We start from the raw sequence: 16,342 nt of genomic DNA on the forward strand, positions 1-16,342 counted from the left end.
AAGGTCGATGGAATCTGCGGGAGCGCACCCCCACACCGACACGAGCCCGGGCAACAGCACGGTGTTGTGTCGCACGCTGTTGGTTGAGGATGACACTCCTCTACGCATGCGCTTCGAGTCGATCCTGTCGAGTTGGCGCGGCGGTCGCGTGGTCGCCGCCTGTGGCACGCTGGCCCAGGCGATGGCCGTCCTGCAACGCGAGCCCGTCGACCTGCTCATTACCGACTTGCGCCTGCCGGACGGTCATGGCATTCAGGGCATTCGCCGCTTGCGCGCGATCAACCCACACGCCGAGGCAATGGTGGTCTCGGCGCTGACCGACAACGAAATCGTGATCGCGGCCATCGAAGCCGGGGCAACAGGCTATTTGCTTAAGGACATCGACTCCTCGGATCTGATTCAGGCCATCGAAGAGTTGCGCGCAGGGCGCTCGCCGATTTCGTCGTCCATCGCGCGCGTCATCGTCCGGCGGCTGAGCGAGCGTGGACAACCGCCGCAAGCCCAAGCCGCGGCGCCCTTGCGGGAATCGGCTGCGCTGACGCCGCGCGAGACGGATATTCTGTGGGGCATTGCCAAGGGCCTGACCTATGCCGAAGTGGCCGAGCAGCTTGGCCTCTCGCGACAGACCGTGCCCGTGCATATCAAGAGCATTTATCGCAAGCTGCAAGTCGGTAACCGTTCGGAAGCCGTGTTCGAAGCCTCGCGCCTGGGTCTGATATGGTTGTAGGGCCGCGGTGGTTCTGGGCTGTCCTGGCCGTATTGGCGACGGTGGCGGCCAGTGCCCCGCTATGGTTGACGCTCCCTGTACCGTCGCACACCCTGGTGATCGATCAAGCCCAGTTCACGGCTGCTGACAACACTGCCATGCCAGTGGCATTGCCCCACGTTCAGGGCAGCCGTCGCGCGACGGGCTACTACCGTATGACTTTCGAGCTGGCCCAGCCTCCCACGCAACAGCTCTACTTATTCATTCCGATGCTTAGCTATCGCGCGGTTATCGCGGTGGACGGGGATGTGGCGCTAGACACCGGCACCCACTCTCTGATCCCAGGCATTACGCTAGGCATATCGGTGCTGGTGCCGCTGTCGGCGCGTCATCTGACCGCTGGCCCCCATGTGATCGACATACTGCTGGAGGCGCCGGGCGTGACGCGTGGGTATCTATCGCCTCTGTATGTAGGCACTGCGAAGCAGATTGCGCCATATCACAGGCTTCAGGTTCTGGTGCTGGAATACACACGCATGATGGTGCTGGCCTGCCAGTTGCTGCTGGCCATTGCCACCCTGATGGCCTGGATCTACCGGCCACAAGAGACACTGTACGGCTGGCTGTTCCTGTTGCACGGGGTATCCACGGCCTCGTATGCGGGTCTGCTGGCCGACATCTTTCCCGGCGTATTCAACTGGCTGCCATATGCCTTCACTGTCAGCATGTCCAGCGTGTTCATCCTGCACATTATTGCGCTGAAGATCAACGGCACGGCACCACCGCGTTGGCTACGCGCGTGTGTGGTCGTCGTACCTGGCTTGTGCTTGCTGACGATGGCGCTGGGCGTAGTGCCGGCCCGTGTCGTGTTGTTTACCGTGGTGATGCCCATTATGGTGATTTCGCCCGTGATTACGGTCGCCATATCAGCCTGGGGAGCCCTGGCAAAGAAGGTGCGGGAAGCCTGGCTGCTGCTGTTGCCGCTTGGCTTCTTCTCGCTGGCCACGCTGTACGACGGTGCGTTAATCGCCGGTACGGTGGACGGCCCGGTATTTCTGTCTCTGTACTACCGGCAATTGTTGATCGTGGCGATCGCGGTCATCCTGATGCGTCGGTTGGGCTTGAGCCTGATGCGGCTGGACGATGCGAATGCCCATCTCAAACAGCGCCTGACCGAGCGCGAGGCCGAGCTGCAGCGCTTGTATGAAGAAGAGCGTACCGAGGCCGCCCGTCTCGTCCGTAGCGAAGAGCGCCATCGGCTTACGGTCGATCTGCATGATGGCTTGAGCGGCCACCTGGCGTCGATCATCGCGTTAGCTGAACGCGAGCGCTCAACCGATATCGAGCACACCGCACGCGAGGCGCTCGATGACTTGCGCCTGGTGATTCATTCGCTGGATATCGGCGACCGCGAACTCGTGGCTGCGCTCTCGGGTCTGCGCGAACGGCTGGAGTCCCAGCTCAGGCGCTTGGGCGTCGAGTTGGAGTGGTCGATGCTGCGGTTGCCCGAAATTTCCGGCGTCACGCCGGCCCAAGCGTTGAACGTGTTGCGCATCGTACAAGAAGCCATTACCAACGCGTTGCGCCACGGTCCGGCCTCGTATATTGCCGTGCGTGGCAGCGCGGGACCGCAGGGCGACGCGCGTATCGTCATCGAGAATGATGGCGTCCCCTATGCGGGGGCGCGCCAGTGTGGAGCCGGGGTGCACAACATGCGCCAGCGCGCTGCTTTTCTGGGCGGTACGCTGTATATCGAGGCGCTGGAAGGGGGGACGCGGGTCACGCTCGCGTTGCCGTTACAGCTGTCTGGTGGTCACGCGCCTTCGGCAGGATGACTGCAGATGCCGACAGGCCGCCGTATATCTTGAACTGCTGTCGCTGCGCATGTTTGATCGAAGCATGCTTTACCGAGACATGAGCGGCAATCGATCTTTCAGGATGTCCACAAAGTCGATGAGGGCCTCTGAGTCCTTCGTCCCCCGCTTTGCGATGCGATAGAACGATAGCGCGACTTTGGGTGACGTGAGCAAGTCAATATTGACGTCGTGCCGCTTGCAAGCGGTAATGGCGAATGTCGGCATCACGGCGGTTCCGAATCCCGCTTCAGCCATCGAAATCAACGTATTGAAGAAACTGACGCATTGGCCGTCACGGTTGACGATACCCAGCTTGGACAATTGCGCATCAATGACCTTCTGAATAGGGTTGCCGGCGGGCAAGCCGATCATCTTTGCCTTGGCGAGATCAGACCACGGTACCGACCCTGGTTTTCGCTGCAATCCGCCAGCAGCCATTACCCGCATCAACTGAAAGGTCGCGATTGCCGTGCGTGTCAGGCCTGGCGCTGCTTTAAAGAAAAAGCCGAGTCCCAGATCGGCTTCGTCGGCCAGGACGGCGCGCTCCACTTCTTCGAGCCGCGCGTCAAACAGGCGGACTTGCACGTTAGGGTGCGTCTCTCTGTACGTCGCCAGCAACTGTGGCAAGAGATGCGACGACACCAGAGGCGTTGCCGCAATGCGCAACGTCTGGCGTGCCGTGTCGCCTAGTGCACCGATTTCCTCTGTGACGCCATCAAGCTCCAAGAGCACCCTCTCCACCACCGGCGCCAGGCGTCGTCCTGCGGGCGTCAGTTGCACGGTTCTTGTTGTCCGGTCGAATAGCCGCGTACCGATTTGTCGCTCCATTTCGCGAACGAGAATGCTCAGTCCCGCTTGAGTCATGTGTGCGAGTTCGGCGGCGCGCGTGAAGCTTTCCGTGCGGGCTACGTAGCGAAATGCACGCATCTGGCGCATCGATAGATTCATAGGGTTTTGTTATGAGTCCATGTGATATCTAAATTTCCCATATTTTATGAAGTGATGCCTAATACAGCAAACATGGAGCCTTCCATTGGCTAATCACAATAGATCGCGGGACACAGAATCATGAGTTGCAATGAGCACGTCGCTATTCTTGGGGCAGGCATTGGCGGCCTTACGCTAGCGCTGAGCCTTCATCAGGCAGGCATTCCTTGTAAGGTCTACGAGGCGGTCCAGGAGCTCAAGCCGCTCGGCGTCGGCGTTAATCTGTTGCCCCACGCAGTCCGTGAACTCAGTGAATTAGGGTTGCTTTCCGCCTTAGACGCCGTGAGCGTGCGCACCAAAGAGGCCGTCTTTTTCACCGAGCACGGTCAGCTTGTTTTCAACGAGCCCGCTGGCGCTGCGGCAGGTTATGACTGGCCGCAGTTCTCTATTCATCGGGGTGACCTCCAGACCGTGCTGTTGGCCGCGGTGCAAGAACGGCTTGGGCAGGACAGCGTGGTGTGTGACCATCGCTGCGTGGATGTCACCCAGGACGCAAACGGCGTGACGGTGAGCTTTGTCGACGCTGCCGGTAGGCCGCGAGAAAATATTCAGGCCGCTGTGGCGATTGCATGCGATGGCATTCATTCGGTTGTGCGAAAGAAACTCTATCCCAACGAAGGCGCACCCCGTTATTCTGGCGTAAACATGTGGCGCGGCGTAACGCGCTGGCAGCCAATTTTGTCGGGGGCCAGCATGATCCGTGCGGGATGGCTTTCGATCGGGAAGATGGTGATCTATCCCATCCGGAACGCCATTGACGAGCAAGGACGCCAACTCGTCAATTGGGTGGCGGAGCTCGAATCCGAGCAACCTGCACAACGAGATTGGAGCCGCGCGGGTCGCCTGGAGGACTTTCTGCCTGTTTTCGAGAACTGGAAATTCGACTGGCTGGATGTACCGGCGTTGATCCGTGCCGCGGACTCGATCCTGGAGTACCCGATGGTTGACCAAGACCCGCTGCCACGTTGGACGCACGGCAGGATCACCCTCCTGGGAGACGCCGCACATCCCATGGTGCCGCGCGGATCCAACGGCGCAGGTCAAGCCATCATTGATGCGCGCTGTCTTGCAGGATGGCTCAAGCGGGAGGGCGTCAGCCCGCAGGCGCTTGAGAGCTACGATAAAGAGCGGGTCCCGGCCACGACGAATGTCGTGCTGACCAACAGAAAGACGCCTCCGGACGCGATCCTGCGTGAGGTCTACGAACGATCGGGAGGCAAGCGATTCGATAATCTCGAGGAAATCGTCTCGCGGTCGGAGCTACAGAGCATTTCCGATCGCTATAAGCGAGTGGCCGGATATGACCCCGCTCAACTTAAAAACCGCCCTTCCTTTCTTTAGTTTCCTGACCGGAGGGCAGCAAAGAGCCGGCTCATTGACGTTCACTTTCGCAGTCTGACCACGCAAGAAGGCGTGGAATTTAGATAAAACAATGTAGGTCGAGCGAGGAGACTTCGCATGTTGAAAAAATGGATGAATACGTTTTCGGGCCTGGCGATGATGTGCGCCGCGATGTCGCCCGCGTACGCCGCGTGGCCTGATCGCCCCATTACGTTTGTAGTCCCCTATACCCCGGGGACCGGTATCGACACCATCGCGCGTCAGTTGGCGGCCCGCCTGCCTCAAGCGCTGGGGCAACCCGTCATTGTTGAAAACGTGCCAGGAGCGAGCGGGAACATCGGCAGCGAAAAAGTCGCTCGGAGCAAGCCGGACGGTTATACCTTCTTGGTGCAGGTCAATACCTTGGTCATGAACAAGAGCCTCTATCCGAAGCTGCCTTACGATCCCGTCAATGACTTTGATCCTGTTTCCCAGACATCGTGGGGAACATTGTTGCTGGTAGAAAATCCATCGGTACAAAAAACGTCGACAGTCAAAGACATCATTGACTTGGCAAAGTCGCGTCCGAAGCAGCTTACGTACGCCACGCCGGGCGTGGGGACACCGCATCATCTCGCCATGGCGCTGTTCCTGCAGCAAGGGAACGTAGACATGCTACATGTGCCCTATAAGGGGACGGCGGGGGCAGTGACCGATTTGCTGGGCGGCCGCATTGACTACATGTTTTTGCCGGTACATGTCGCTCTGCCGCACATTCAAAGCGGAAAATTGAAAGCCGTCGCCACGGGCAGCGCCAAACGTCTCCCGCAGCTTCCCGAGGTGCCGACGCTTTCCGAGGCGGGGGTGACCTCGGATAATTTGGACATGTGGTACGGCGTACTCGCCCCGAAAGGCACGCCGCCAGACGTGGTGGACCGCCTCAATCAGGAGATCGCCAAAATCCTTGCAGAAACGGAAGTCGCAAAGGCGTTCGAATCTCAAGGGATGGTCCCGGCACCATCCGCGCCTGACGCGTTTCGTTCCTTAATTACAAAAGACGAAAAACGCTGGGCAGAGGTTGTGAAGAAAGGGAATATTTCGACGGAATAATGCTGGCGGCGCTGAAACCCCATGACATCATGCGCCCCAACGAAGCCTCTCGAATTCCAGCCAAAGCCCGTGCTCAATATGAAGGCCGCGCCATACAGTTGACACCTTTTTAAAGCGGCTATGCTCCCAGCGTCACACCAGGCGTGCCGGCGGTTACCGTCAACAACGTTTGTGATGCCACCGCGGGCGTTGCGGGTGCCTGCCCGCCGTCCAGCGGCTTTAGCTTGTTGAAGACGCAGCTCAACTTGGCCGCCGTCAACGTCACCGTCGCGAAGCCCTGTGCATCGGTATCGATATAGCGCAGCCAATCCGCATTGAACTGCCTCAATGTGTCGTTGAAGGTATTGACGACCACGCCATTTTCTTCGGTATAGATTAGTGGCTTAGCGACCTGAAACGTCGGGTCGTTGTCGACCACGCTCTTGAAATAGCTAAAAAATGAGTTGCTGGAGATACCTGCCGTTACCAGATCAACCATGATTGGCTGTGGATGATTTGCATCGTAATCGTCCATCACAGGCCCCGCAAAGAACGCATGAATGTCGCCAGTCAGTGCCACCAGATTGCGAATGCCCGTATCTCTTACAAAGGCCATCAGGTCTTTACGTTCGGCGTTATAGCCATCCCATTGGTCCGCGTTGAGCAGATATTCATCCAACAGCAGCGAGGGGGGTAATTGCGCATCCAATAGCGGCTTGATCTGACTGGCCACGACGGCCGCAGGAATACCCGCCTGGCCGAGCACGGCAGATAAAGCGGGATAGTCGGTCACCGGCTTTCCACTACTATGATCGGCATTCGCCAGGTCTTGCGCCAGTGCCTTTGCTATCTCAGGGACCAGGGGCGCCAGCGCGGGGATGGCTGCAACCAATCCTTGCGCCAGCAAACCCGCCACGGCCAGTGTGCCGTTAAACTGCATGCGCAGCAACGACACTTCGTTGCCCCAAAGATTCCACGTTGTGGTGCTGGAACGTAATTGGGTCTTCCACCAACCCCTCTGCGTATCGCCCAGGATAGACACCGGTCCCAACTGACCGCCGGCGTTAGCCATCTTCTGCGCTTCGACCTGCGACAGCAAGCTCTTGGGAACAAAGTATCTGCTACCAATATCGCTACCAACCTGTTGCTCGGGAATGATGTGATCCGCGCGATAAAGGCGCTCATCCGTCATCAACAATGTCGCCAATGTTCCAAAGCGAAACGCGCGATAAATCTGGATATTATCGAAAGACGGGTTCTCCAGATCCAGCGAAACGTCGGCAGGCATGAATTCGAACCAGGCTTGGCTCGCGCTACGCCGACGCGGCGTGTGCCGAGTCTCATCATCCGTGGTTTCGTAGGTTTGCCGATCTTGCCAGCAGTCATCCGAAAATTCGTGATCGTCCCAGATACCGATAACCGGAAAACGCGCATGCAGTGCCTGTAACCGCGGATCGGATCGATAGCTGCGATACAAGGTCCGATAGTCTGCCAACGTTGTCGCATATGTCGCGCCATCGTCGCGGACCGTGCCATCGGGCAATGTCAGCGGCGCGTGCGCGCTTTCTACCGCGCCACTCTGGAAATCAGCGGAGACGGTCTCGTAGACGTAGTCACCCAGGTGCACCACAAAGTCCAGATCTTGAGTGAGCAACTCGTCAAAGGCGGCCCAATGATTCACGCTCCAATCCTGACAGGAGATGAACGCGAACTTTAGCTGTGCAACGTCAGCGTTTTCCAAGGGGGCAGTACGCGTTCTGCCTACGGGGCTGATGCTGTCGCCCGACACGAAGCGATAGTAGTAGTCGGTTCCCGCATCCAGACCGATCACCTTGTGACGTACCGTATGATCCCAGTCGGGTTCGGCACTGACCAATTCATCGACCAGGAGCTGCGTGAAGTTTTCCTCGCTTGCCACCTGCACTCGGACAGAAACCGCGGTGGCATCCTCGCCTATCGCACGTGTCCAGAGGATGACACTGTCAGGGCGGGGATCGCCTGAGGCGACCCCTTGGGGATATTGAATCGGACCGGCATTGCCGCCATCGCCAGTATCGCTGTCATCATCGTCATCACTGTTGCTACAGCCAGCCAAACCCGCGGCAGCGGTGGAAATGGTGAGGAAGCTGCCCCATTTGAGGAATTTTCTGCGATCCATGTCCAAGTCTGCCCCAATGAAATGCGCCGATGGAATTACCGGCGTAGCGGGACCAGGCAAGCCACGACGTGAACGTCATAGATCACCTGGAGCGTCGGTATTACCGCATCGGAGCATTGCAGCGGTGTGACAGCTTGACGATAGGGCGGCGGTGTAGGCCGCCTCTGACTTAACGTGCGTCAGAAGCGGTAAGCCACGCCCATCGTGCCAAAGAGGTTTGTCTTGCGTTCCGTCAGCGGGCTGTCGCGCGCGTCGCCAAGCACGGTACTCACGCCCACCGTGCTCATGACGATCCAGTCTTTGTTCAGGTCGTATTTCCAGCTGGCGAATAGCGCCGCAGACTTGAATCCTGATGAGGCCGTGTAGGGAGAAAGATGCTCACGGCTGCGCGCGGCGTCGGATGTGCTCACGCCATACCACGTCTGCATATCGTTGCTGTTGGCCCATTCCGTGCTGACACCGAGCCGCAGTTGTTGCTGTTCTGTTTGCACGACGGCATAGGATGTACGCAGTTCCAGTGCGCCGCCATAACCGGATTTGGCTGCCTGACGATAGGCGGCTCCCAGCGAGTAGCGGCCCGGTGTCCATTCTACAAATGCACCATACGCGCCATGAAAATCGATGTCGTCCATGCCGCGAGTACGATCTGAATCGTCCGAATCCCGACCGAGTTCCAGACCGACAAACACACCGGCTTCGAGGTCGGGTGCGAGCTCAAAGCTCAACCCCATGGCCGGCAAACCAGCACGAGGTGTAACAAAGAAGTTTCCGGATCGATAGTTGATCAACGGCGTCGGGACAACCCGGTACTCGTCGGAGCCGGCATAGTTGGGGACGTAACCTACGCCTACCCCGATGAAATTCGTTCCTTCGGCGATGGCTGGTCCCGCGCTCGCGAACAGTGCCAGAGAGACTGCGTAGCGTGCCTTTGTGACTGCTTGCATGGGTATTCCTTGTATTCCGTAGTCATTTGCCGCATGGGCGGCGACCTGATTTCAGCCGCTATACTGCCTAGACAGTTTTAGGATTTTTTTAAGAACTTGGTGATCCGGTGTCGGGCGCCAGCACGCAGCGGCTTCGCTGCATGTCATTTCCGTCGTCTTCTGCTTTCGCCCCTTGTGGCCACGATGCTCGTATTCATGAGACCTGTGACCGTTAAACTCGACTTAATCTGTTCGCGGAATAATGGCGCGCATTGAAAAAGGACATACTCCTATGCGCACACTTCTGGTCGAAGACGACGCTATGCTGGCTGATGCGCTTAAACTGGCGCTCAGCCGCGAAGGGGCTAGCGTGGATATCGCGGCCGACGCACGATTGGCCCAAACGGCGCTGGTCGACCATGATTACGAACTGATACTGCTGGATCTGGGCTTGCCAGGGGGATCCGGCATGGGCATTCTGTCGCAGTTGCGCAGCCGCTATGACACGACGCCGGTGATCATCATGACGGCCCGAGACCGTCTGAGCGAGCGGATCGCCGGGCTCGACGCCGGGGCGGACGATTATCTCGTCAAACCTTTCCAGATCGATGAATTGCTGGCGCGTGCGCGCGCGACCGTGCGCCGCAGCAAGGGGCGCGTGGCCCCTATCCTGATCGTGGGGGACGTGACGGTGGAGCCCGCCAATCAACGTGTCATTCACGCAGGCGAGCCCGTTGCGCTGAGCTCGCTCGAGTATCGGACCTTGCTTGCCCTGGTAGAACGTGGCGGTAGAGCGGTGTCCCGTGCGGCGCTGGAAAGTGCGGTCTATGGTGATAGCGGCGCGACGGGCAGCAATACGGTTGCCGTTTATATCCATCAATTGCGGCGCAAGCTAGGTGACGATCTGATCGAGACGGTACACGGCTACGGTTACCGCATAAAGGGTATGCCCGCATGAGTCGCGTACCTACGCAAAACTCATTGCGATGGCGCTTGCTGCTGGGCATGCTGATCACGGTGTTGATTGCCTGGGTCATTTTGCTTACCTGGGTTCAGCGTGATCGCACGCGTGAGCGTACCGGCGAATGGGATATCAGCCTTCAGCGCGCCGGATTTACGGCATTGGAGTCCTTGCCTCAAGGGCTCGAGGACGTGGCGCTGCCGCGAGGCTATCGCCTGGCAAGCCCAGCACCTTCGGTAGAAAACGACGCCAATTTGGAAATACAAGTCTATTCGCTTGCCAATGGCCGGTTATTGCTGCACTCACCGAATTCACCTTCGCAGCCGTTTATTGCGTCCTACCAGGATGGCTTCGCTACCAGTATGATCAATGGCGAATCTTGGCGCACGTATGCTGTGTCCGATGCCGATGGCCTCATCCAGGTCCAAGTTGGAAAATCCCTTGCGGCCCTGCAGCAGGAACTGAGTCACCGCATGCAGAATGCATTTCTTTTTCTGGCGGCGTTGTTTCTGCCGCTTGCCGCTGTGGCTTGGGCGATTACCTATGTTGCGTTTACGCCCGTTTTGCGACTGTCGACGCTCTTGCGCCGGCGTCACCCCCTGGATCTCGATCCACTGGCCACCCAGGATTTGCCCGACGAGATCAAGCCGTTGGTGGAGTCGTTTAATCAGCAATTGAGTCGGGTAGAGGCGGCGGTTGAAAACGAGCGCCGCTTCTTGCAGGATGCCGCCCATGAGTTGCGTACGCCATTGGCCGTGCTCTCGCTACAGGCCGAGAATGCGCTACGCAGTCAGGATCTTGATGAGATTCATCATTCGGTTCGGCAGATCAACCTTGCCACGCAACGCAGCGCTCGTATCGCCGAGCAGTTGCTGGACATGGCGAGGTTGGAATCGACGGGCCTGAACGAGGCCGCAACGCGTATCGATCTGGCGTCCGTGGCACACACGGTCGTTAAAGATTATCGGCAGCGCGTGGCTTCACGCAGCCAGACGTTGACCGAGGACCTTCAGCCTGGTTTCGTATTGGGGCATTTGGATACGCTGGGCATTTTGCTGCGCAACCTGTTGGATAATGCGACGCGCTATGGTGACATTGGAGGCAATATTCGTGTCGTGTGCGGACCGGACCCGATGCCGGGCTACGTTCGGCTGGCGGTGCAGGATGACGGTCCTGGCGTGCCGCAGGAATACCGCCATCGTATTCTGGATCGTTTCTACCGCATGCCTCGAGCAACGGGCCACGGAAGCGGCATTGGCCTGTCGCTAGTGGCGCGCATTGCGCGTTTGCACGGTGCGGACCTGGAGGTCGGGCCTGGCATAGAGGGAAAAGGACTAGGCGTCACGTTGCGCTTGGCTGCAGCCAAACGAAATATTTAGCGCGAAGGAGTTTGCGGTGCGCGAGCGCCACTGCGTCGGTCACGCGGTAAAAATACCAGTACAAGCAGCGAGCATGCGCCGGCGCAGATGAAGGCATAGTCATAGCGTCCGCTGATGGCCACAAACGCCGCAATCGCCGTCGGGGCTACCATATTCATCAGGTTCACCAGGATGCTGGATCCGGCCGCCGTTTCTGAGATCAGATGCGAAGGGGATCGCCGTGCGACTTCTGCAATCTGTACGCCATTCCAGCTCGCAGCCGAAGAGCCTGCGACAAATGCCAGAACAATAATGGACCATAGCGGCCACTGCGGGCTCGTCAATCCCAAAAGGGCCGTGGTAATGGCCGAGAGGATGGCGGCGATGGACAGAGTCACGTTCGCTGAGCGGAAGTGATCAGACAGCCAACCCAGCAGGATGCGGCCCACCACCCCGCCGGCTTGCATCACGGCAAACACCATGCCGGCCAATCCCAGGGAGTAGTCCAGTCGATCGACCAGATAGATTACGGTGAAGGTGAACCAGCAGCTCTGGCACACGGCAAACAACCCCCCAACGATGGATATCTGAGTCAGGCCGCGGCTGTGACGTAATGAGGCCAGAGGCACGCTCAAGGTCCGTAGCGACTGTCGCGTCGGGAAATGAAAGAAGTGATCTTGCTTCTCGGGGAGCTCATCCAGGCGAGAACTGGCCCGCCAGGTCATGATCGTGGGTATTACCACGATCAGGCCGCATAAGAACAGGGCGACTCGCCACCCCGCGAATACCACCAATGCGGGCACCAGTAGTCCTGCGATCACGCCGCCCAGGGGCACGCCGGCTTGTTTAATGGAGAACATCAGGTTGCGCATACTGGGCGGCGAATACCGTTGCAAGACCTCGCTACCCGCCGGGTTTGCCGCGCCAACGCTTGAGCCCATCACAAAACATGCGATGATGGCGACGCTGAAACTGGGAACCAGCAGCCACGCCATACAAGCGGCGCCAGCTACCAGCGTCCACTGCAACATACGCATGCCGCCAAACTGCTTCAGCATCGCGGAGCCCGCTACCAAAATCGCCAACCCGCCCAGAGACGCGCTGGCGGTCAGATATCCAATGAAGCTGCCGCTCCACCCGAAATCTTTCGACATGGCCGGGGCAAGAATGGGAACCAGCCGATTGAGAAATGACGAGATGGTTTGTAGGGTAAAAATTGCCGCTACGGGCATTAGCCAAGGAGGTGCTGCACGGGTCATTGCGTCTACGATGCTGTTTTTGTGGAGTGATGATGGGGCGAACGGTATCGCCCCCGGCGCCGGGTTGCCTCTTCTCCGCTTCGATCATACTCCCGGCGAGTGAGCGGTCGCTGTCGTCAAGTCGGGTGTCGAGCGGTGGCGGGCGTTATCCCAGACGCTTTACGTTAACTCCGGGTGTCGATCCGTCAGGCGTTGGCGTCGTTGCTTAAGCGCCTCGATTTGCTCTTCCAGTTCCTGAATCTCGCCGTCAATGCCTTGTACCGTCAGTTCAATGTGCTCGTAGGCTTGCTGCAATAGCACTTTGGCTTCACGAAGATTGGAGGCGGTCGGAGTATCTCCACGCATCGGCCGGTTTGCCGTCTCGGGCAGATAGAAAGAGGTGATTAATCCGATGATCGCCGCCCCGATCAGATAATAGGCGGGCAACATCAAGCTGCCGGTTTGCGCGACCAGCCAAGCGGCCACGGTCGGCGTCAGACCGGCGATGATGATTGCGATATTAAAAGAACTGGCCAGCGCGCTGTAGCGAATGCGTGTGGGAAAGAGTGCGGGCAGTGTTGATGCCATGATGCCGGTCAGGCAGTTCAAAAAAATGGCGATCAACAGTAGGCCCAGGAAAATCAGCGCAATGTTGTCGCTGCCGACGAGACGATAAGCGGGTATCGAGCATACTAATAAGCCCAGGCTACCTATCAGTAAAAAGGGTCTGCGGCCGAATTTGTCGCTAAAGAAACCCACGACGGGTTGCACGAATAGCATACCTATCATGACGACGACGATGATGAGTACGCCGTGATCCTCGGAGTAGCCCAGACTGCTGGACAGGTAGGTCGGCATGTACGTCAGTAGCATGTAATAGGTGATATTGGTCACCAGAACCATACCGATGCAGACCAGGAGCGCCTTGCGGTATTTGGAGAAAATCTCGACGAAAGAGACAGTGGGGCGTTCTTTGATGGCGTCGCGGTCTTCCTTCTCCATTTTTTCGAGTTGCTGAGTAAAAGCGGGGGTTTCCTCGGCAGCGTGACGCAAGTACAGCCCTAGTAACCCCAGTGGCCCGGCTATAAAGAAGGGAATGCGCCAGCCCCAATCCAGAAAGGATGCAGAATCCAAGAGGGTTTGCAGCAGTACCACCAGGCCGGCACCCAGGACAAAACCGGCGATCGAGCCAAAATCCAGCCAACTTCCCAGGAATCCGCGCCGTCGGTCTGGCGCATACTCCGCGACGAAGATCGCAGCACCCGTGTACTCGCCGCCCACAGAAAAACCTTGGGCGAGCTTGCAGAGCAACAACAGGATGGGGGCCCACAGGCCGATGGCTGCATAAGAAGGAATCAGCCCGATGCAGAAGGTGCTGATCGCCATGATGATGATGGTCAGCGACAGGACCTTTTGTCGCCCAAAGCGGTCGCCCATCACGCCGAAGAAGACTCCGCCTAGCGGCCGAACCAGAAAGGGCACCGAAAACGTACCGAGTGCCGCAATCGTCTGCACAGCGGGCGAGGCGCTGGGGAAAAAGACTTTGCCTAACGCGAAGGCGACAAAACCATAAACGCCAAAATCGAACCACTCCATGGCGTTGCCAAGTGCGGCGGCCGTGACGGCCTTTTTAAGCTTGCTATCATCGATGACGGTGATGTCACCGATCTGTAGCGGTCGGGCGTCGGATGATGCTGCGGCTGGCTGAGTCATAAATCTGCTTTCCGTGACGGGCAAGGCAAGAGAATGGTGATCGATAGCGTCGCACAATTACGGATTCTACTTCTGATCTCTTGCTGTGTACGCGTACGCTTTAAGGCAGCTGTCGCTTTCCGTCCACGCGAGCGCAGAGCTGGTTGGCCGCGCGCGTGACTGCCGCGATATGGTTAAGATCGTAACGATGCGCCGGCACGGTTAAGGTCACGGCGGCTGCGATCGCACCGGACACGGAGAACACTGGCGCAGAGATGCCGGCGACTTCGGCGAGTCGATCTCCCACCGCTGCGTAGTAGCCATCACGGCGAATTTTTTGATACAGCGCTTGATCCGGGCCGGGCGCGGTACCCAGGATGTCGTCGAATGCCGTCAATATACGACCACCGGTGCCGCGCTCCAGAGGCAGCAAATCGCCTGCACGAATATGGTCGCGGACAGGATGCGGCGAGTCGACACGATATAGACAAAGTCTGGCGTTCCCTTGGCGTACGTGATATGCGGCGCTCTCTCCGGTTGTGGCGACGAGCTCGCGCAGTACGGGGATCACTACACGATCAAGAGAGAATGACGCCGAATACACGCCGTGCAATCGCGCCACCTCCGGCCCGAGTGCATAGCGCCCGTCATCCAGCCGTTGAATCCAGTGAGCATGTTCCAGGGACGCCAAGAGACGTAGGATTGTGCTTTTGTACAGGCGTGTTCGTTCCGCCAACTCGCGCAATGACAGCGCGTGGTCATTGTGGGTGAACACGGCCATCAGGCTAAGCGCCCGATCAACGGCGGCGACGCCGCCTTGTGCCGCGTCGGCGTCAGCCACTGATTCGATCATTGCTTTACGAGGCATCTTGCTTTCTGCTTTTGAATGATCTCGAGAATTCTATCCTACAGAACGAATGGCGAATGAGTGATCATGGAAATTTACGACTTCCCTTAATGATATGCCTTAGCATACGGCAAACTTGGTTTATATTGTCGTTTCATTATAAAGCACTATGTTCTATCTAACAGAATTAGAGAATGAGGCCCGAATGTTGAATCATTCCTCCCAGCCCGATGTATTGATCAGCGAAGTTGGCCCCCGGGACGGCTTGCAATCCGTGAAAGCGACGATGTCCACCGCTGACAAGTTCAAGTGGATTGATGCCCTGGTTGCGGCAGGCGTCCGAGAGATCGAGGTCGCCTCATTCGTACCCGCGCGTTTGTTGCCGCAGATGGCGGATGCGGCGGAGGTCGTCAAGTACGCAACGAGGCATCCGAATGTGACCGTCATGGCGCTGGTCCCAAACCTTCGCGGGGCGCAAGCCGCGTTAGCGGCTGGTGCACACAAGTTGACGATGCCGGTGTCTGCCAGTCGGGCCCATTCGCTGGCCAATGTACGCAAGACACCAGAGGACATGGTAGAAGAGGTACGTGCGATTGCTCGTCTGCGAGACGAGCTGGCGCCTGCGGTCAAGCTCGAAGCCGGCATATCCACGGCGTTTGGGTGTACGTTGCAGGGCGAGGTGGCCGAGGACGATGTGATTCGACTGGCCACATTGTGTGTGCAGGCGGGCGCCAACGAGTCTGGCCTATCGGATACCGTGGGTTACGCGAATCCGGCTCAGGTGCGTCGGTTGTTTCGTCGCTTGCGCCAAGAACTGGGCGAGCATGCCGGCGCCGCGCATATGCACAATACACGTGGCCTGGGGCTAGCGAATTGCCTGGCTGCCTGGGACGAAGGCGTTCGTACGTTTGATAGTTCGCTGGGGGGATTGGGAGGATGTCCCTATGCGCCTGGCGCGTCGGGCAACGTGGTGACAGAAGATCTGGTCTTTATGTTCGAGGCGATGGGCGTGCGTACGGGCATTGATCTTGCCAAGATCGTTGCGGCGCGTGAGCCGCTCGCCGTTGGATTGCCGGGCGAGGCGCTGTACGGCATGACCCCCGATGCCGGTCTGCCGAAAGGCTTTGCGCAGCAGCCCTAGTGTGCGGGTAGGCGCTACCGAGCCTCATACGTTACGACGAATACGTCATCAAACTCATCGAGATCA

General features: G+C 58.4%; 13 protein-coding genes. 7 read left to right on the top strand and 6 right to left on the bottom strand.

The genetic code is table 11. From position 1 onward, the window contains the following. The first annotated feature begins 7 nt into the window (after positions 1-7). Together ACNAZS_RS07055 and ACNAZS_RS07060 are read left to right on the top strand one after the other, a co-directional pair. Positions 8-727 carry a response regulator gene (locus ACNAZS_RS07055; RefSeq protein ID WP_415787629.1) on the top strand — a complete coding sequence of 240 codons (720 nt, stop codon included), beginning with the start codon at positions 8-10 and terminating at the stop codon, positions 725-727. Then, positions 718-2,541: a sensor histidine kinase gene (locus ACNAZS_RS07060; RefSeq protein WP_415787631.1), complete on the top strand. Its 1,824-nt coding sequence runs from the start codon at positions 718-720 to the stop codon at positions 2,539-2,541. Before ACNAZS_RS07055 ends, ACNAZS_RS07060 begins: the two co-directional genes overlap by 10 nt. Positions 2,542-2,610: 69 nt before the next feature. Here the strand turns inward: ACNAZS_RS07060 and ACNAZS_RS07065 are convergent, their stop codons facing one another. Then, a complete protein-coding gene (locus ACNAZS_RS07065; protein WP_415787633.1) occupies positions 2,611-3,510 on the bottom strand; it encodes a LysR family transcriptional regulator in 900 nt (299 codons plus the stop codon). 120 nt (positions 3,511-3,630) lie between these two features. Here ACNAZS_RS07065 and ACNAZS_RS07070 point away from each other — a divergent pair, with 120 nt between their 5' ends. Together ACNAZS_RS07070 and ACNAZS_RS07075 are read left to right on the top strand one after the other, a co-directional pair. Then, on the top strand, positions 3,631-4,890 hold the full coding sequence (locus tag ACNAZS_RS07070; protein ID WP_415787635.1) for a flavin-dependent oxidoreductase: 1,260 nt from the start codon (positions 3,631-3,633) through the stop codon (positions 4,888-4,890). Between the two features lie 117 nt (positions 4,891-5,007). Then, positions 5,008-5,979 (top strand): Bug family tripartite tricarboxylate transporter substrate binding protein, encoded by a 972-nt coding sequence (locus ACNAZS_RS07075; RefSeq protein WP_415787637.1) that lies wholly within the window; start codon positions 5,008-5,010, stop codon positions 5,977-5,979. Positions 5,980-6,097: 118 nt separating this feature from the next. Here ACNAZS_RS07075 and ACNAZS_RS07080 read toward each other — a convergent pair whose 3' ends face one another. Then, on the bottom strand, positions 6,098-8,116 hold the full coding sequence (locus tag ACNAZS_RS07080; RefSeq protein WP_415787639.1) for an alkaline phosphatase D family protein: 2,019 nt from the start codon (positions 8,114-8,116) through the stop codon (positions 6,098-6,100). Positions 8,117-8,295: 179 nt separating this feature from the next. After that, positions 8,296-9,060 carry a MipA/OmpV family protein gene (locus ACNAZS_RS07085; protein ID WP_415787641.1) on the bottom strand — a complete coding sequence of 255 codons (765 nt, stop codon included), beginning with the start codon at positions 9,058-9,060 and terminating at the stop codon, positions 8,296-8,298. Between the two features lie 271 nt (positions 9,061-9,331). Here ACNAZS_RS07085 and ACNAZS_RS07090 point away from each other — a divergent pair, with 271 nt between their 5' ends. Together ACNAZS_RS07090 and ACNAZS_RS07095 are read left to right on the top strand one after the other, a co-directional pair. Continuing rightward, a complete protein-coding gene (locus tag ACNAZS_RS07090; protein WP_415787644.1) occupies positions 9,332-9,997 on the top strand; it encodes a response regulator in 666 nt (221 codons plus the stop codon). Next, positions 9,994-11,379 carry a sensor histidine kinase gene (locus ACNAZS_RS07095; protein ID WP_415787646.1) on the top strand — a complete coding sequence of 462 codons (1,386 nt, stop codon included), beginning with the start codon at positions 9,994-9,996 and terminating at the stop codon, positions 11,377-11,379. The genes ACNAZS_RS07090 and ACNAZS_RS07095 overlap by 4 nt, the downstream gene beginning before the upstream one ends. Here ACNAZS_RS07095 and ACNAZS_RS07100 read toward each other — a convergent pair. From ACNAZS_RS07100 to ACNAZS_RS07110, 3 genes are all read right to left on the bottom strand, one after another. Then, positions 11,376-12,617: an MFS transporter gene (locus ACNAZS_RS07100; RefSeq protein ID WP_415787648.1), complete on the bottom strand. Its 1,242-nt coding sequence runs from the start codon at positions 12,615-12,617 to the stop codon at positions 11,376-11,378. The two genes, ACNAZS_RS07095 and ACNAZS_RS07100, sit on opposite strands and share 4 nt — an antisense overlap. 159 nt (positions 12,618-12,776) lie before the next feature. After that, positions 12,777-14,309, bottom strand: a complete 1,533-nt coding sequence (gene proP, locus ACNAZS_RS07105) for a glycine betaine/L-proline transporter ProP (protein WP_415787650.1) — start codon at positions 14,307-14,309, stop codon at positions 12,777-12,779. Between the two features lie 100 nt (positions 14,310-14,409). Further along, positions 14,410-15,156, bottom strand: a complete 747-nt coding sequence (locus ACNAZS_RS07110) for an IclR family transcriptional regulator (RefSeq protein WP_415787652.1) — start codon at positions 15,154-15,156, stop codon at positions 14,410-14,412. Positions 15,157-15,340: 184 nt separating this feature from the next. On the opposite strand from ACNAZS_RS07110, the gene ACNAZS_RS07115 reads away from it, so the two are divergent. Further along, a complete protein-coding gene (locus tag ACNAZS_RS07115) occupies positions 15,341-16,276 on the top strand; it encodes a hydroxymethylglutaryl-CoA lyase (protein WP_415787654.1) in 936 nt (311 codons plus the stop codon). Positions 16,277-16,342 lie beyond the last annotated feature (66 nt).

The sequence above is a fragment of the Bordetella tumulicola genome (assembly GCF_965138755.1).
GTDB classification, from domain to species: domain Bacteria; phylum Pseudomonadota; class Gammaproteobacteria; order Burkholderiales; family Burkholderiaceae_B; genus Bordetella_A; species Bordetella_A tumulicola.